The organism is Streptomyces griseus (assembly GCF_900460065.1).
Taxonomy (GTDB): domain Bacteria; phylum Actinomycetota; class Actinomycetes; order Streptomycetales; family Streptomycetaceae; genus Streptomyces; species Streptomyces griseus.
Map to the genome: position 1 here is coordinate 92,066 of NZ_UAVD01000052.1, position 17,504 is coordinate 109,569.

A 17,504-nucleotide genomic window follows, 5' to 3' on the forward strand; every position below is an offset into this window, starting at 1 on the left:
AGCCACTATATCCAGACGTTCCGATGTGGTGCGCCCTGCGTCATTCCCACGTGTAAGAAATGAGGCCTCACGACTATGTACGGCGCCCCTTCGTCTCCCGCCCTTCAGGCGTCCTCCTTCGCCACGGGCCAGGGAGGCATGCGATGAGTTCCGCCTCTGGGCCGAACAGTTGCCCGACCCCCTCTGACAGGACCACGCCCGGCAGACAATGGGAGATCTTCCTGGTCGCCGCCAACCTCAGCGGACCCGACCTGGAGGTCATCTCCGTGTCGCAGCTCGCCGCGGAGGTGCAACTGCGCAATGACACGGTCGGCGCGGTGGCGGGCTTCCTGCAGGCAGTCGGTCTTCTGCGAGGGGCCCGCGGGAACTACGCCCTGACATCTGCTGGCTGGGCGATTGCTGAGATGCACAAGCAGGATGAGACCCAGGCGCGTCTGCTGCTCCAGGCGCAGTTCCTGGAGCACTGGCCGGCGGCCAGCACTCTCGAATGTCTGCACGATGCGCCGGTGGATCAGAAGACACTCGGGCGTCGTCTGCACAAGGACCTCCCGGGCAAGTCCAGGCGAGGGCTCTATCTGATCGAGTGGCTGGTACGGGCACTGATCGTCCAACGGGATTCCGCCATGCGGATCTCCCCGTCCGCGGCGCTGCTCGCATCGGGCCGCAGGTCCGCCACAGCGTCTGGCCCGGAACCGCAGCGAATGGCGGAGCAGGGGACGTTGATGGGCATGACCCGCGATGAGCTGAGGTCGCTTCCGCCTCGGAAGTACATCGCCGTGCTCGACCAGCTGGCGGCGCTCGTAGCGCTCGACCCTGCCTGACGAGAACTCCGCGTGAGCGCTGTGCGCTACCGGGATTCGGTCGCGGAGTCGTCGTAGTGTCCCCTGCTCTCAGGGCAGGAAACCAAAGTTCGAGTTCTGTGGCCGCTCCCTCTTGACGCTTACACACCTGCAGGTCCGTCGGCAGGTGTTCTTCCAGGCTGTGCGCGTTCTGGCGCCGGCTTCCTCTCCCATGCCCTGTTCAGTGCTCCCGCGATCCGTTGTGTCCGCCTGCATGCAGGCTCTGGTGGGCCTATGGGCTCTGCCCGGCTTGATGTGGTCCGGGCGCGCGGCGTGACTTCGGCCTGCCGTCATACGTCGCCGCGACCGTCTGTGCAGGGCCTGCCCCCGCTGCTGAGGACAGTCGAGCGACACCCGCTGGATGCCCCTAATGCCTCTCTTCCGAGGAAGGTTCTTCGATCCCGTGATCCCCTTTTCCAAGAAGCAGGAAATGCTGCCGTCTGCCGCAGGTTCCTTGCCTCGCTGCAGATTCCGTCGGGTAGATCCCGCGGTGGTGGAGGCCCGGTTTGTGGATGGCGCCGGTCAGGAGCATCAGGTTCCGTGGCTTCATGCGGCTGCGGAGAGTCCGCTGGAGGAGTGCGTTCCTGTGCAGCGGTTCCCGGTGCTGAAGGGGCGTCGGGTTGCGCCGGGTTGGTGGTGGGCGGCGACGTCCGGGCGTCATGTCCACTACGGGTTCGGGGCGATGCGGACCCAGGTGATGCTGCTGGACAGGGATCCGCAGGTGACCGCTCTGGCCTGCCGACCGGTGGAACTGATGTGGCGGGGCCGGGGTGGGAAGGTCGTGTCGCATGCGCCGCATCTGATGGCAAGGCTTGCCGATGGCAGTGGTGTGCTCATCGACTGTGCGGGTGCGCGTGGTGCTGGCCGGCGTCTAATCCAGCGGGCCGTCCATGTCGAGGCCGCAGCCGAGGCGGCTGGATGGCACTACCGGGTGGTGGGTGCTCCGACGCCGGCTGTCGAGGCCAACGTCCGCTGGCTTGCCGGGTACCGGCATCCGCGGTGTGCCTCGAGCGGATTGTCCTCCGTCTCGGAGTGCTTCCGCATGCCGAGGCCTCTGGTGGAAGGTGTGCGTCTGCTGGGTGACCCGATCGCGGTGTGGCCTGCTGTCTTCCATGCTCTGTGGAGAGGCGTACTGAGTACGCCTCTCCACAGGCCCCTGCACGAACGGGCCCTGACGGTTTCGGCATATCCCGGTGCGGGGGCCCATCTGTGACCCGGCCGGTGGTGGCGGTCGGAGGGGAAGTGCGGTTTGACGGTCGCCGGTGGGCTGTGAGCGGGCTCGAGGCCGGGCGCGTCTGGCTGACTGAGCAGGGCGGCGCGAGTGTGATGGCGGTGTTCGGGCTGTCTGCGCTGTTGAACAGTCCGGGGTTCGAGGTGGTCGGGGGTCCGCCGCCCCTGAAAGCACCGCAGTACGGCCTGCTGGCGACTTTGCCGGAGGAGGTCCGGGAGCGTGCGTTCTCCATGGAACGGCATGTCCGCGAGGTTGAGACCGGGCGGCCGGTGCCGGGCGGTCGAGGGCCGGTGCGCCCGATGTATGACCCGCACAGTACGACGTTGGAGCAGCGGGAGACCGCGAAGGCGGCTGAGTTGACCGCCTCGGGCTGGAAGGTCAGCCGGGCCACGGTGCGCAGGTGGCGTGGGCGGTACGGCAAGGGCGGCGTGTGGGGGCTGGTGCGGCAGCGGCGTGGCTCGACGCTTTCATCTCGGACTGACCAGCGGGTGCTGGAGGTGATGGAAGGGCTGCTGCGGCAGGAGGCGCTTCGCTCCCGTTCGCGTGGCTGGATGAAGCGGATGCACCGGCAGACGCAGTGGAGGCTGGACGAGGCACACGGTGCGGGTGTGGTGGAGGCGCCGGCACAGTCCACGTTCAACAAGCTCCTGCGCAGGCTGGAGAAGGAGCTGGGGCTGGACGGGACGGTGGCGCAGAGGCGTTCGCGGGCGTCGCGGCCCGCTCCGCCGTTCGCTCGGACGGTGGCGCTGCGCCCGGGTGAGCTGGTGATGATGGACAGCTCGCCGCTGGATGTGCTGGTGGTGCTGGATGACGGGGTGGTGGGCCGTCCGGAGTTGACCACGGCCCTGGATGTGGCGATCGGAGGGTTGTGGGGAATTCTGCGACCGCCGGGAAGCAAACTGACAGACATTGCGGTGCTGTTGGCACAGATGATGACGCCGAAGGTGATGCAGCCGGGCTGGGATGAGGCTTTGCGGATGTCCGCGTCGGTCATCCCGCATGAACGGTTGGTCAGCCTGGACGACCGGCTCGAGGAAGCGGCGGCCCGTCCGGTGATCGTGCCCGAGACGATCGTGGTCGATCAGGGCAAGGTATTTGTCTCCCCTGCCACGCGGGCCGCGTGCGAGAGCCTGGGCATCTCGCTGCAGCCCGTCCCGCCTGCTAACGGGCCGGCTAAGGGGCATGTGGAGCGGACGTTCGGCTCGCTGAACTCGTTGTACTGGCAGTGGGTTCCCGGCTATATCGGGTCGAACCTCTCCGAACGCGGATCCAAAGTGGGTGAGGAACCGCTGCTGCACATGCGGGAGTTGCAGGAGCTTCTGGACGAGCAGTTGGTGCTGTGGCATCACCGGCCGCACGAGGGTCTGCGTCATCCGCTGATGCCGAAGAAGGCTCTGACTCCGTGTGAGATGTGGGCGGCACTGTTGCCGGTGGTGGGGTATGTGCCGGTGCCGTTGAAAGCGGACGACTATGTGGAGCTGCTGCCGGTGCGCTGGCAGGCGATCACGGACAACGGGATCAGGTTCGACTACCGCACGTACGATCACGCGTGTCTTAACGGATTCCGTGGCGAGAGCTCCGGTGTGGCGGGGCAGCAGGGCCGGTGGGAGGTTCATTACAACCCCTACGACGTGACGCGGATCTGGGTGCGCCTTCCTAAAGGGTTCAGGGAGGTGCCGTGGATCCATGCCACCCAGGTGAGCCAGCCGTTCACTCATCACGTCTGGGAGCACCTGTGCAAGGTCGTCGAGCGCACCGGGGCGCGTGACGAGCACGAGGCCCAGCTTGCCTTGGCGCTGGATGACTTCCTCAAGCGGGCGTCGGGCCATGGACATCTGACGCGCCGCGAGCAGCGAGTGGTGGCCAAGTCCCGGGCGGCCCAGACGCTGGCTGTGCCGGCAGCGGAACTTGACGTGCTGAGCGCCCCGACGCTGTCGTTCGGGCTGGCCGGCGTGTACGACGCGCCGGATATCGACGACGAGACCGTTCCGGACGAGGACGACGACGTCCTGGCTGACCTGGATGGGCCCGCTCAGGCAGGCGTCTCGGTGGTACCGGGGATCTTGGTCCGCACGGACTCGAGCGCACAGGAGGACCAGTGGCTGCTGTAGCGGCGGGCGTTGCGGACGACGGAAGCTCCGGAGACCGGGGGCCGGTTTGCAGTCCGATTGTCACCTACACCCTGTGGAGGTCCTACCTTGCGCAGCAGCGTCTGAGTGCGCCGCCGGTGGGTGATCCGGTGTGGACGAAACGCTCCCAGCTCGACTATCACTCCGAGTTCGTGACACTGAGAACCGCCTCCATGGAACAGTGCCTGCGGCAGCTGAGGCTGCTCCTGGCCCTCAATCACTGCCAGGAGGGCACTGCGCGACGTGGGCTGATTGTTTCCGGGCCCCCCGGGGCCGGAAAGTCCACCACGCTGATGGAAATGGCCAGGAGTTTCGAGCTCAGCTACCGCCGCCGGCACCCGGACCGCGCCGATACGCTGCCGGTCGCCTTCGTGGGCATCCCTCCGTCCTACTCGCCTAAGGCCCTGGTGAGGGCGCTGGCACGGTTCCTGTGTCTCCCAGTGCACGACAGGATGACCGAGAACACGATCACCGACGCGGTGTGCGCCGTTCTGTGCGAGCGAGGCACACGGATCGTTTTCATTGATGATGTGCACCTCCTCAACACCAGGACGCGACCGGGGGCGGACACGTCCGACCAATTGAAGTCACTGGCTGAGCGGATCCCCGCGACGTTCGTTCTGGCCGGTGTGGACGTAGAGACGTCACCCTTGCTGACGGGTCCCCGCGGTGCGCAACTCGCGGCCAGGTTCAAGCTCCTGCGCACTCTTCCGCTGCTCAATGGCACCAAGCAGCAGAAACTGGAATGGCGATACCTCCTGAACGAGATGGAGGCGGCGCTGCGGCTCAGCCACCACCGGACCGGGACGCTGGAACGCCACGCCGACTACATCCATCTGCGTACAGGAGGCGTGATGGCCAGCCTGTCGCAGCTCGTACGCGAGGCCGCGATCTGCGCCGTTCTGGACGGCAGCCAGGCGATCACAAAGAAATCCCTCTCCGGGATCGTCCTCGATGTGCAGGCAACAAAGGGGTCGCGCCCTTCCCGCGGGAGCGGCGCGAGCTGAGCAGCACCTGCAACTGCGGCTTGGCCGAGGGCCTGGCCTGTGCAGGCTTTCTCCAATGCCCGGTGGAGCCGCCCGAGCAGGGTGCACCACCCCTCTGGCTTCGGACTCTGCTTCGTCTCCCTGGCCCGAGCCGTCCCCCGCCCGTCGTCGTGGTCCGACGTTTCCCTTAAGGAACCTGCCTGTGGAAGTCTCCTGCCCCCCGCGTGCCCTGGTTCAGGTGCCACCTGTTGCCGGAGAGCTGACCAGTTCCTGGAGCCGGCGGCTCGCCCTGGGCTACGGCATGCCTGTTCAGGACTTGGTCCGCGGTGTCATCTCCAGGCCGGAGGGCACCCGGATCACCGGTGCAGCGCGCAGCGGCCGGGAGCTGTACCTCAACGGGCCGGCGCGCGCAGCATTCGCCCGTTTCAGCGGTATCCCGCTCAATGAGCTCGCCGCCCGGCTTCCCGGGTTTGCCTTCTCGCACGAGAGGCTCGAGGAGGACGCTGTGGCCCGGGCTGCGTGGTGGGCGCCCCGGAAGGCTTGGGTGGCGGCCTGCCCGCCGTGTTCCGGCCGCTCCTGGTCGCGTCACCAGCCTGTCCTGGTCTACCCGGAAGCGGCCGGTCATGTCTGCCAGCGTCATCACCGGTGGCTGCTCGCCAACTGCCAGCAGGCGTCCGCGATCGATCTTCGGCCTCTGCCCGAGGTTCTTCTGGCCCACCGGCGGCACGCGGCCCTGGTGCGCTCTCACCCTGAAGCGCGGGCAGTGATGAAACTTGCTGCGGCGGCCGTGTGGTCGTGGCAGGTACAGGGCTGGCAGCAGAAGGCCGGATGGCACTCCCCCACCAGCCTCCTGGCTTCACTGACGGGTTGTGCACCGTCCGCCGTCGCTGCTCACACGCTGATCGCCTATCCCGATACGGTCACCGTCGCCCGGCTCCTGGCGGATCAGAGCTGGCAGGCGCGTCTACGGGAGACGGCCACAGCGTCGGGGACACCGGCCGCGACGCAGGTGCTACTGGAGGAGGTCGGCCGCCGCACGCGTCGCCTGTGGCTAGGTGACTGGATGGCGGCCTGTTCCCGGGCCGGGAGCCGGCCGGGAGTGGGCGCCGGCAACGTACTGGAGCAGTGGGTAGCGCGCCTGAGCGGAGCGGACGGCGCGGGGCACCGTGCTGGTGAGGGCTTGTGGGCGGTTCCCCGCCCGGCGCGGCGCCCGGTGGGGTACGGCGAGCGCACCAGCTACCTCATTGAATCAAGTTCCCGTGAAGCCAACGAGGAAGCCGGCAGAGCATTTCTGACTGGTGGGTGGGAGCCCACTTGATCAGTCCGCTCATCGAGATCGGCGTCATGCCCGCGAGCCTCCTGGTGCAGCCGGCTCGGCCGCCGTCCCCATCTGTTTGGCGGACTCATGAGGTGGCCCGGGCCCGTAGCCCTCCTCCACTCATCACGCCCCCGTTCCACAGCGTTTCCATGCTTTCCATCAGATTCAGGAGAGACATCGTGTCCTTGCATTTCCTCACTATCGAACCGCCTGTCGCAGTACCGGTGCGAGCCGACGCTGTCACAACCACCGGTCCCTCATGCTGATCTCGCCACAGGAGGCACGCCGGATCCTGACGGAGCGAACCGCCAACTGTCTGGTGCGCGTGGCCCCGGATCTCAATCTGTCGCGGTATGCGTTCCAGAGCAGTAACCATGTGGTGATCGGTGACACAGCTGTACGCGGCTACAAGCACAAGCAACGCTGGCGGCTGGACCTCCGTGAGATCGAGCGAGCGGCCCACCAGTTGGCCAGCCTCGACGTCGATCTGGAAGACCTGGTCACAGCCTGCCCCGGACCTGCGGCCGGAGCATCGTGGCGCTCGCGCATCGCCTCCTGGATGGACCAAGCCGCATACGTGGAACAGGCCGAGAGGGGCTGTTCCTGCGAGGGTTCCGGCCGGTGTGATCTCAGCGAATCGAACGCGGAAGGACTCGGCTGCGGACTGACGTGGGAAGGGTTCGCGGAACGCTGCGGTCACCACGTCATCGCCGGAACGAATCCGCTGCACTTGCTCACCTGGTCCGGCAGACAGTGGATGGTGCCCGCAGCCTACGCGGCTCTGCTGGACCGTTCGGAGAAGCTTGAACGGCAACTGGCTGGCCAAGCAAGCCTGTGCAGCGGCTGTGGGATCGAAGTGGATGTCTGGGAGCATCGCACCTCCAGCGCAACGGGGTTCACCACGCTGTGCACTTCGTGCGCGGCCGCAACTGCTCGCCCGTACCCGGGCCACCTCGCCGGCGTCGTCTACGCCTCGCTGTCGAAAAGGTCCAACGCCGATGCGTTCTTGTGCTGTGTGTGCCCGGCACCGCGGCGAGCCCTGTACTGGGACCACTGTCATGAACACGGTTTTGTCCGTGGGCCGGTATGCGCCAGCTGCAACACGACGGAAGCTGGGGGCTGGAGCTTCACCGACCGCCCCCATGGAGTACGACACCTTCTCCGCTGTGCCGGCTGTAGCCGGACAGGCACCTTGCCTCCCCACCACCACGCGCGGGCCATCCGGAACATGATCGACTTCGAACCGCACCCGGACTGCGGCCAGGTACCCCGGCCTCGGTGGGGACGCATCCAGGAGGACGGCTCAGTGAGGTTCGAACTCGACTGCTGCCAAGACAGATCGCTGCCTGCGGCCGAGGGCTTGTCCTTCGTCGTGCCCGCCCAACGCGTCCAGAGCCTGCTACGGAGCCTCATCGAAGGCGCGTCGGAAGACCCGCCCGCCTGACTTCGCAGCCCAGCAGTCTGTCGCCCCCGGCCATACCAAGCGATCGGCCGCATCCTTCCCCTTGGGCGGCGGGCTCTGCATGAGCCAGCTGCGGGCGAGACCCCGCAGGGCACACACATATGCGCCGTACAAGCACGGCCCACAACACTTCCCGGGCCGCACAGAAACGAGCCTTTCGTGATCACCCACTCTTCGCTTCCACTCGCGCCGCACGGGGCGGTGCTGGGATGAGCCTCACCAGCAATCTCGCAACCGTCCACTCCCCCATCTCCCGGTTTCTGAGCCTGGAACTACCCGCGGTTGCTTGTCTGATCGGCGACCTCCGATCCCGCCTGCCGCTGTGTCCGGACACCGTCAGCCCTTCTCCGCCAGGCCCCTTCAGCTACGGCACCCTGGGGCAGGCCATCGATCTGCGACTGCGGATCGCGTTCGGCACACCTGTGGGATCGGCGCTGACGTCCGGTGTCACGCTCACGGCCATGGATATGACCGAGGCCAGATCTCCTGAGGCAGGCCGGGCCGTCGCCGAAGCAGGGCAGGAACTTCTCCGGCTGCTCGAAGCACAACGTCCGGCCTCCCCCGGTGCGATGCTGCACGAGCCCGCCGACGAGGATCATCTCGCCCGCATGTGCTTCACTGCCGGCTGGTTCGAAGAGGTCTACCGCAGTGCGCTGCACGCCGGCAGCCCTCTCCTGCAAGCCGACCTCTCGCGCGGACTCGACGGTCTGCTCAACCAGGTCCCGGGCTACGTGCCCGGTGACATCACCGCGATGGCCTCCCTCGCCGACCGCCCCGAAGCCCTGCAGTGGGTCCTCCGGCTTCCCGCCGAGCAGCGTCTGTGCGGTCCCGTCTTCGCCGGCAGCGGCCATGTCGGCGGTGCGGACGCCGACTTTATCGCGTCGGGCCACCTCATCGACTGCAAGGCCACGATTCATCCCAAGCGGATCGGTAGGCCGCAGCTCTACCAGCTCGCGGGATATCTGCTCCTTGACTACGACGACAGCTTCAAGGTCGATCAGGTCAGTCTGTACCTGGCCCGCCAGGGCAGACTGATCGGCTGGAGCACCGAGGAGTTTCTGCGTCTCCTGGGAGCTCGCCGCTCACTACCCGAGCTGCGGGAAGCATGTCGGCGAGCGTTGTCGGTTCCTGATGAGGCCCCGCCGTCGGTGATGCCGCGCCAGCTCCGGGGTGAACAGGACACACTGTTCACCGATCTCTGACACAGCCGAGCCCCGTATCAGGCCCGCCAGTCGACGGGCCTGATATGCGATGCCGTCCTCACCTACGAGTCGGGGAGACCCGAACCGTGGTAGGAGCTTCGCTCTCCGTTGGCTGACTGAGTGGACTGGGTTCGTGCCGGTGGCGCGGGAACTTTTCAGCCTCTCCGCCTGCAACTGCACCTCTCCTCGTGTCTTGAGTGAACCCCGACGAATGCAGCCCCGCAGGGCGGGTGCGCTGGGGAACGTCACCTTTTCGCGAGAATCGATCTTGAGAGTGTTCGTATCGGGTTCGATTTTTTCGGGATGGCGGGGTTTCGGTCATCCCTTCTGATTCTTGTGCCGTGCGGCTCCACGGCGGCCATACTCTGCGAGGTGTGAGCATCAGGGGGTATTTCGGTGTGCTCCAGGGGAGGGGCTTGATTTGAGTGACGCGTTCACATTTCCTGTGCTGGCGGCATCCGCGCTGACGCAGGCTTTCGGTTTTCTCTACGCGCGGGCCGGTGCGGTTCTGGACCGACGGTCCCTGCGGCGTGAGGAGGCGGGGCCCGGTGGGCTGGAAGCAGCTCCTGCGGTGGTGGTCGGTGAACCTGGGCCGCCTGTCTTTGATGCTGTGGCGTTGACGCCGGAGCGTGTGCAGCGGATCGAGTCTCTGCTGGGAGTCCTGGGCGTCTATCACGATCACAGGGAGCTGATCAGGTCTGATGACGATCGGCTGCGTTATAGCCTTGGTGGGTTGCGCGCCGCTCTGGAGGAAGTCGAGGGGCAGAGGCTGACGTTCACCGGGGAGGACAGGCCGGCAAGCGGGGTCCGCATCGAGCAGGTACTCGATGAGGTTCACGGCAGGGCTGCAGCGCTGAAGGTACGCCGTGTCGCTGATTCGGCGGATGTCAGCGTGCGGCAGAGGGCGGGAACCGTCCGCGAGGGTGCGGAGATCATCGGTGCTGAGATCGATGAAATTCGCTGACGGTTCGGTACAGGTAGCCCGCGTCCGCAGCAAGGTGTATTGACGGAGAGTTTCTTCATGACTTTCGCTGAGCCCGGAGAAGACTTACCCCTGCCATTTTCTGGCGCACCTTCTGGTGCGGAGAACCATGAAAGCGGAATGCGGCGGGAAGTTGTGACCGGCCGTGGAGACGGTGCGGTTCCAGGCCCTGCGGCGTATCCGGGGTTGCCGCTGGGGGGCATCGATGCCGGCGGTGGCTTCGATCCTGGTGCGAGGCAGGCGCTGGCCCTGGCCAGGGCAGTCGCGGATCTCCGGCAGGAGGCCCTGTTCAACTTCGGTGAGATGACCGGGGTGAAGCTGACAGCGGTCCTGGAGCAGATGCTGGAGCACTCCGAGCTGCCTGATGCCTATCTGGACACGGTTCGGGCCGTGTTCGCACCGCCAGAAGGCTACGCGGCGGCTTTGAGGCAGCTCATGGAGCCGGGGGCGGTCGTCGTGCTCCTGCGTGAGCCCGGTGCGGGCCGTTCGTTCGCGGCACAGGCACTGCTCGCTGATCTGCGTCAGCGCACAGGGGCGAGAGTCGGGCCGCTGAGTTTCGGGGGCGGTAGCCGGTTCCCGGTGCGTCGGCTGCCGCTGGAAGAGAACGTTGCGTATTTGCTGGAACTGCCCGCGGACGAGGAAAAGTTCGAGGTCGCAGAGGACTTCGGTGCGGTGTTGGGCAGGATTCAGTACACCCTGGGCAAGCGGAACTCGCGTCTGGTCGTTCTCACGGCACCGGAGCAGTGGGCGAGGATCTGTCGGGGTGCGCCACCCGGCGTGGTGCCCCTGCTGGGGCAGCCCGATCCTGCAAAGATCGCCGTTGCATGGCTTCGTGCCGAGGCTCCTGAGCTGGACGCCTCCAAGTGGGTGCAGGACGACCGGATCGCGGGCCTTCTGCGTAACCAGGCTCCCGGCGATGTCCTGCAGGTAGTCAGCCTGATTATCAACGCCACCAGGGGCCGGCGCCGGAGCACCTCGACGAGCGCGACCACCGATGCGTTCACTCAGCAGGTCCTGGATGTCGTGGCGGCTCGCAACAACTGGCGTTCCAGTCTATTGCAGTGGCACAGCAAGGAGGGCAGGACCAGTTTCCAGCGGAACTTCCTGCTGGTAGCGGCCATGTTCAGGAACGCGCCGGTAGCGCACGTATACGCACAGACTGCGGAGTTGTCGGAGCAGCTCAGCAAGCGGGAGGCGGTGGCTCTGGAAGGGCAGGGTTCGCCCGGCGTGATCGAGATGGTCGATTCGATCGATGCGGAGCTGGCTGCGGACGACACGGTCCAGTTCTCCAAGCCCGGCTGGGACGACGCGGTACTCAACTACTTCTGGGTCGACCGGCCCATGGCGCGCACAGAGTTTCTCGCCTGGATGGCGAAGGCTCCGCTCGCCAGGACGACGAAATTCCTGGAGACGTTCACTCCGGAGGACCGCCTTCTGCTCGCCAACCGGGTCGGCGCGTTCGCCGTGCGGTGGGCTGTGCGGCACGGAAAGGCCAATCCATTGGAAGACGTCGTTATCGCATGGCGCAAGGACGACGCGCTGTGGGCGGCAGCGGTCGACCTCATCTCCGCGGCGGCGCTGCACCCGACCATGAGCCGTTTTGTGCATGCCGTGTTGTTGCGCTGGTCGAAGAACGCCGGCGCGGACAGGGCAGCGCTGCAGAAGATCTCCGTGGAGGTCTGTGCCGGCGAGTTCGGCCGTCGGCACACGGGCAAAGCGCTGCGGCGGCTTCGCCATGCCGCCGAGACCGTGCACGATGACGTACAGACCTCGTTGTACGAGGCGGTCCGGAACCTGTGGGCGGACGCATCGGCCCGTCCGACGCTGTTCAGCTCCGTGGTGGAGTGGTGCTCGGCGGACCCGTCACGGGCCGAGGCCGGCCGTCGTTCCTTTCTGGCTCTGGCGACACTGCTCTCAAAGGAGGACCGCGGCTTGCCGGTGCTGTTGAGCACCGGCGAGGACCAGCCGGACTTCCCGACGGCGGATTTGATCTCCGGATGGCGCACCTTGCTGGACTCAGGCTCGGTGGCCGACGACAGCGCGCGGGCGGTCGGACTCTGGATGGACGCAGCGGTGGAGTACCCGGACCAGCGGCCGGTCGTGTTCAACGTGCTGCGCGGCGCGGTGGACACCGCAGGGCGGGCAGGCGGCAGCCATCCACGCCACCGGCTACGTGACCTTCTGTACCTGTGGCAGCCCGTCCCCGCTGTCGATGCCGATCCAGAACGGGTCCGGCTGCGTCACGAACTGGTCGACCTCCTGGATCACGACCGCAGCCGATCAGTGGCCCTGTACCGGCCCGTGCGCATGGGCCGTGGTGGACCGACGCCATGAGCTGGCTCAGATGGGGGCTTCGCGACCAGCAGCCGGAGCTGTTCGAGGACCAGGTAACCAGCTCGCAGTCGGGTCTGGACTTCACCATGGCGTTTCGCACCGAGTGGCGTGCTCCTCGCTCGACGCCCGTGCCGCGTCTTCCGTCCGGGGAGGCCAGCCGCACCGTTCGGGTACTGGCCGAACAGGTCGCAGCGCGGCACACGGTGCTGCGGCCGACCGCAGCGGAGCAGGAAATCAACCGTCTGCTCGCACGCTCGCTGCCGCTACGGACAGATGAACTCGAGGTCAGCTGGGCGTGCGTCAGTGTGTCGGTCGCTGTGGAGGTCCGCACGTACGCGGAGCAGATCGCCCAGGCCCGCCGGGAACTGGAACTCGATGCGCTGGCCCAGCGCCAGGTACAGGCACGCATGAGGTTCATGCACGAGGAAATCCTCCGCACCCCTGCCTCGGCCCGGATCTATCTGATGCTCGAGAACTCTGCCCGTCTGGGTGTGCTGCCGCCCGGGCTGGACGTGGACGGGGTGGTGCAGGAGATCCAGAGGTGGAACCCGCAGTCGCGGTGGGTCGTGGTCGCGCAGCTCGTCCACACCTTCATCGACCGCCTCTCCGAACCGGATGCCGACGCTCTGCTGGTCACGCTGCGCTCGCTGTTCCACGACTTCGGAGAACCGGATCTGGCTGCCCAGGTCCCTGCTCCGGCGACACCGCCCTCGCAGGCCCCCGGCTCTTGAGACATACGGAGACGTGCTGATGAAGCTGCCCCTCTTACGCGCTGTGCTGGCGCCGCGGACCAGCTGGCAGGCCTGGCGCGTTGTTCGGGCCAGCGGTGGCACAGTGTCGTTCGATGCCGCCTGGCGCTCGGCCCGGGTCCAGCTCCACCCTGACGAGGCCGGGTATCGAGCGGCCGGACACGACAGCCCCCAACCGCCGACAGAGGACGCTGCGGACAAGCCGACCACCACGGCATAGAGGAGGCGGGCAAGCATGCGCGCCCTTCCCCGGTCGCGCAGACACAGGAAAGGCGGCGTTCTTGAGCCGTCGGCTGCGACTTTTGGTCGTCAGCCAAATGCCAGTTGGTGCGTGTCTGCTTCGGGAACACGGTCGGGCGTCGGCGTATGCCGCCTCCCGCCATCCGTGCGGTGTGCTGTCTGTGCTGGTGTCTAAGCTGAGCGTCATCACAGATGAACGCGCGTTGTTGGGGAGACGAGCGATGGCCTATGTACAGCACCTGTCGGTGCGGGTCCCATGGCATGACACGGGGTGGGCAGGGACCGTCTGCGCCGACCCGGGGGCCAATCACGCATGTGTGATGTTGGGCAACATCGCCAAGGATCGTGACGTGCGGCGGGAAGCCGCTCACGCCGGCGCGCCGTGGAGCAAGCTTGGGCAGGTGCTGCCGCCGTGCGTTGTCGAACGCGGCGGGTTCATGAGCAGCTCTGATCACGCGGTGCGACGAACGCATCCTTATGGCTGGTTCCTCAAGGACCTGGGGCCGGCGCGGCTTGAGGTTCCGGCGTTCTCGGTCCACGCAATCCCCTACTTCTGGATGAACCGGAGCAACGCTGAGGAAGTAGTCCTCCAGGAACGGCCAGTCTCCGGATACAACCCCGAGGCCGAGGACCGGATCGCAGCGATGCTCGACAGCAGGCTGCCGTGGGTGATGCACGGTGAAAATCAGCAAGCGATCATGAAGACGTTCTTCCGCGATGTCGTGCCGGAGCAGTCGCTGGTCTTCTTCTATCTCAAGCACTCCCCTTTCGAGAACCAGCCGCGGCGCATGCTGGTAGGAGCCGCATGCGTCTCGGGAAAGCAACCGCCACCGCCGTGGCCCGGGTCGGCCGACAGCGCCTTCCCCAGCCACATGTGGGAGACCACGCTGCGACATAGTCTGCGGCCCGGCGGCACGGGCGGCATTCTTCTTCCGGTGCAGGCGCTGGCGGCGGCCGCGGCCCGTGGCATGGACGTAGCGTCGGCGCTGGCACGGGCCCCCGAGGTCGGCCGGAACTTTTCCTACGCCACCGAGCATGTCTCATCCGACAGTACGGTGGCCTCCCTCATGGAGCTGCGCCGTGCCGCGCAAGCAGCCACGGCCCTGGGCGACCCTGCGATCGGGATCCCGGAGGAGTCTCTGCAGTGGTTGGACGACCAGCTGCACCGGGCCTGGAAGCGCCGGGGCCCGTGCCCCGGCCTCCCGGCTGTCCTGGCCCAGCTCGGCTTCCGCCACCCCACCTTCGCCGCGCAAACAATCATCTCTGCGGCAGGGGAGAAGGCCGATCCCTGGCCTGTGCTGGAAAACATTCTCGAGAGCGAAACCGCTTCCGCCGAGCTCTCTGCGCTCGCCACCCAGACGCGCCGCCGGATCTGGGCCGGGACGGGCCCGCAGGAGCGGCAGGCCTTGCGCGTACTGAGCCGGTTCGATCTGACGCCCGAGGCGGTTTCGGGTGTGCTGAGCGGCGGTACAAGCGTCCCTGTCGGACACGATGAGCTGCTCGCCAACCCCTACGATCTGGTGACCTGCACCGTCGACGACGGTGAGCCGATCGCCTTCGAGACCGTGGATCGTGGGTGCTTCCCCGACCTTCAGCTCACCGAACATCATCCCCTGCCGTTGACGCAGCCCTTCGACGACGCAAATGACCGGCGCCGTATCGATGCGGCGATGACGGCCGTGCTCCTTCGTGCCCAGGAAGAGGGACACACGCTCCTCCCCGTCGAGCAGATGGCAGAGCGGCTCGGCCAGCTGACCGTTGCTGTTCCGCTGGCCACCGATGAGACGATCCTCAGGCCTCTGGGCCTGGCCCCCGAAGCCCTGCTTGACTCCGACAGCCACGATGAACCCGAGGTATGGAGCCAGCTGCGGCGCGTGGACCTCGCCAGCGGCAAGGCAGCCTACAAGCTTGCTTCCGCTGCCTTACGCCGTGATTTCATCCGGGAGCGTCTCAACCAGCTACGGGACGGCAAGCCTCACTGCGTCCCAGCTGACCTGGCGAAAACCCTGGACACGGCTCTTTCAGGACTGGTCGCTGCGGCGGACTCGGACCTCGAGGCCCGGGCCCGCGTGGAGAAGGCCGCAGCGTTCAGTGAGATCTTCCACCGGCGTGTGACCATCGTCAACGGGCCGGCCGGTACGGGCAAGACAACGCTGATTCAGGCCTTGGCCAAGCGTTCTGAGGTCACACGCCGAGGGCTGCTCCTGCTCGCACCCACGGGCAAGGCGCGGGTACAGCTGGAGCAGAAGGTCGGCTACCAGGCCCTCACGCTCGCCCAGTTCCTGCGTCACTCCGATCGATACGACGACGTGCACGGCCGCTACCTCACCCTCCCGGACGGACGCCGTATCTCTGTGGGCACTGTGGTCGTCGACGAGGCATCCATGCTCACTGAGGACATGCTCGCCGCGCTCCTGGACGCTGTGGAGATCACCGAACGGCTCATCCTGGTCGGTGACCCGCGGCAGCTCCCCCCCATCGGCGCCGGGCGGCCCTTCGTCGATCTCGAACGCCGCCGGCGTCCCGACCACAGCAACTGGCCCAGAGTGGCACCGGGCTGGGCCGAACTGACCGTGCTGCACCGGCAGCAAGGCCACACGCGGGACGACCTCGCCCTCGCGCACTGGTACAGCGGAGACAAACGCTCCGACGACGCCGAGGAGGTGTGGGAGAAACTGCGCACCCGGGCCCCTATGGCAACCCTGAAGGCCGTTCACTGGAACGGTCGCCCCGCCGCACGCGTCCTGGACGACGTCCTGCGGGAAGAGTTCACCGTTACGGACGAGCTGTCTTTCACCCACTCCTACGGAGCCACCACCAGGACAGATGCCAAGGGCAACGAGTACCCGAACTACACTCACGCGTCTGGCTCCTGCGACCGCTGGCAGGCACTGTCCCCCACCCGCGGCCAGACACATGGCACCGTCGAACTCAATCGGTACCTCAAGCAGACCTACCGGCGTAGGGCCCTTGCCGACGCTCAGCTCATCAAGTCCCGGCGACGTGTCCCCCAGCCCCTGGGCCCCGAGCAGATCGTCGTGGGCGACAAAGTCGTCAACACCCGCAACCAGTACTTGCGTGCCTACCGTCCGTCCACCGGGAAAACCGAGGACAGGAGCTACGTCGCCAATGGCGAACTGGGCGTGGTCACAGGCCAGCTGAAGTCCAAGAAGATGACCGGCGCCCCCTGGCAGACTCAGGTGGAGTTCTCCTCCCAGCCCGATCTGCGCTTCGCTGCCCAGCGAGGTCTGGACGATGACCCGGGCCTTGAGCTCGCCTGGGCGTTGACCGTACACAAGAGCCAGGGCAGCGAGTTCGGCACCGTCGTCCTCATGCTTCCCGCCCACGTTTCGGGCATCTCCCGTGAACTGCTCTACACCGCTCTGACCCGCCAGACCCGGAAGGTCATCATCTGCCACGAAGGGCCCTTGGAAGACTTGCGTGAGCTGGCCCAGCCCACCGCATCCGACACCGCGCGCCGACTGACCGACCTCACCAGGCCGCCTGAGCCCGTCGTGGTGCACGACCGCCAGGGACGCCGCATCGGCTGCTTCGATGCCAACCTGATCCACATCACCCACTTCGGGCTCCCGGTGAGTAGCAAGAACGAAGTCATCATCGCCGACCTGCTGCACCGCTTGGCGCGCGGGCGATTCGAGTACGAACAACCGCTGACCGGCAGGGACGGAAAGACGAAGTTCCCCGACTTCACCATCACGACCGACGATCCCGATAGACCCATCTACTGGGAGCACCTCGGCATGCTCGACAGCCCCCGGTACCGGGAGACCTGGGAGAGGAAGAAGGACTGGTACGCCGCGCAGGGCATCCTGCCCGGCGACACAGGCGGCCCCAACGGACTCCTGCTGATCACGGACGACCGCAACGGAGTGAAGGAGCAGGAGTGGGAAGCCACGTTCCGGAAGGCCTTCGGCTCCACCGCGAGCATCAGGCCTCGATCCATCGGCCGAAGGCGCGGATCGCCGTGACCGCTAAGACCGCCAGGGCCTGCCGAGGCTGCACGACCCACTG

General features: G+C 66.6%; 11 protein-coding genes. All 11 read left to right on the plus strand.

Features of this window, described 5'->3' with window-relative positions:
• Window positions 1–143: 143 nt before the first annotated feature.
• The 11 genes from DTB53_RS32520 to DTB53_RS32570 all read left to right on the plus strand — a co-directional run bounded on the left by DTB53_RS32520 (window position 144) and on the right by DTB53_RS32570 (window position 17,461).
• Entirely contained in the window at window positions 144–821 is a 678-nt protein-coding gene (locus DTB53_RS32520; RefSeq protein ID WP_042495233.1) for a hypothetical protein, read from the plus strand.
• 448 nt (window positions 822–1,269) lie between these two features.
• Window positions 1,270–2,052 carry a TnsA-like heteromeric transposase endonuclease subunit gene (locus DTB53_RS32525; protein WP_106431746.1) on the plus strand — a complete coding sequence of 261 codons (783 nt, stop codon included), beginning with the start codon at window positions 1,270–1,272 and terminating at the stop codon, window positions 2,050–2,052.
• 56 nt (window positions 2,053–2,108) lie between these two features.
• Window positions 2,109–4,181 (plus strand): TnsB C-terminal domain-containing protein, encoded by a 2,073-nt coding sequence (locus DTB53_RS32530; RefSeq protein ID WP_106431659.1) that lies wholly within the window; start codon window positions 2,109–2,111, stop codon window positions 4,179–4,181.
• Window positions 4,169–5,206 (plus strand): TniB family NTP-binding protein, encoded by a 1,038-nt coding sequence (locus DTB53_RS32535; RefSeq protein WP_236586281.1) that lies wholly within the window; start codon window positions 4,169–4,171, stop codon window positions 5,204–5,206. The genes DTB53_RS32530 and DTB53_RS32535 overlap by 13 nt, the downstream gene beginning before the upstream one ends.
• A 181-nt stretch (window positions 5,207–5,387) precedes the next feature.
• Entirely contained in the window at window positions 5,388–6,503 is a 1,116-nt protein-coding gene (locus DTB53_RS32540) for a TniQ family protein (protein ID WP_042495240.1), read from the plus strand.
• Between the two features lie 259 nt (window positions 6,504–6,762).
• Entirely contained in the window at window positions 6,763–7,947 is a 1,185-nt protein-coding gene (locus DTB53_RS32545) for an endonuclease domain-containing protein (protein ID WP_012377523.1), read from the plus strand.
• A gap of 227 nt (window positions 7,948–8,174) precedes the next feature.
• On the plus strand, window positions 8,175–9,167 hold the full coding sequence (locus DTB53_RS32550; protein ID WP_012377524.1) for a hypothetical protein: 993 nt from the start codon (window positions 8,175–8,177) through the stop codon (window positions 9,165–9,167).
• Window positions 9,168–9,588: 421 nt separating this feature from the next.
• Window positions 9,589–10,131, plus strand: coding sequence for a hypothetical protein (locus DTB53_RS36715; RefSeq protein ID WP_042495246.1), 543 nt, complete (start codon window positions 9,589–9,591; stop codon window positions 10,129–10,131).
• Between the two features lie 57 nt (window positions 10,132–10,188).
• Window positions 10,189–12,483 (plus strand): hypothetical protein, encoded by a 2,295-nt coding sequence (locus tag DTB53_RS32560; RefSeq protein WP_141727086.1) that lies wholly within the window; start codon window positions 10,189–10,191, stop codon window positions 12,481–12,483.
• Entirely contained in the window at window positions 12,480–13,214 is a 735-nt protein-coding gene (locus tag DTB53_RS32565) for a hypothetical protein (RefSeq protein WP_012377527.1), read from the plus strand. Before DTB53_RS32560 ends, DTB53_RS32565 begins: the two co-directional genes overlap by 4 nt.
• Before the next feature lie 578 nt (window positions 13,215–13,792).
• Entirely contained in the window at window positions 13,793–17,461 is a 3,669-nt protein-coding gene (locus DTB53_RS32570) for an AAA family ATPase (RefSeq protein WP_236586289.1), read from the plus strand.
• The last annotated feature ends 43 nt before the right edge of the window (window positions 17,462–17,504 follow it).

What these genes read in the sequence shown, in the direction of transcription:
- DTB53_RS32525 (WP_106431746.1), top strand. Translation starts at nt 1,270, where the DNA reads ATGCTGCCGTCTGCCGCAGGTTCCTTGCCTCGCTGCAGATTCCGTCGG.
- DTB53_RS32570 (WP_236586289.1), top strand. Translation starts at nt 13,793, where the DNA reads ATGTTGGGCAACATCGCCAAGGATCGTGACGTGCGGCGGGAAGCCGCT.
- DTB53_RS32550 (WP_012377524.1), top strand. Translation starts at nt 8,175, where the DNA reads ATGAGCCTCACCAGCAATCTCGCAACCGTCCACTCCCCCATCTCCCGG.
- DTB53_RS32520 (WP_042495233.1), top strand. Translation starts at nt 144, where the DNA reads ATGAGTTCCGCCTCTGGGCCGAACAGTTGCCCGACCCCCTCTGACAGG.
- DTB53_RS32545 (WP_012377523.1), top strand. Translation starts at nt 6,763, where the DNA reads ATGCTGATCTCGCCACAGGAGGCACGCCGGATCCTGACGGAGCGAACC.
- DTB53_RS32565 (WP_012377527.1), top strand. Translation starts at nt 12,480, where the DNA reads ATGAGCTGGCTCAGATGGGGGCTTCGCGACCAGCAGCCGGAGCTGTTC.
- DTB53_RS32560 (WP_141727086.1), top strand. Translation starts at nt 10,189, where the DNA reads ATGACTTTCGCTGAGCCCGGAGAAGACTTACCCCTGCCATTTTCTGGC.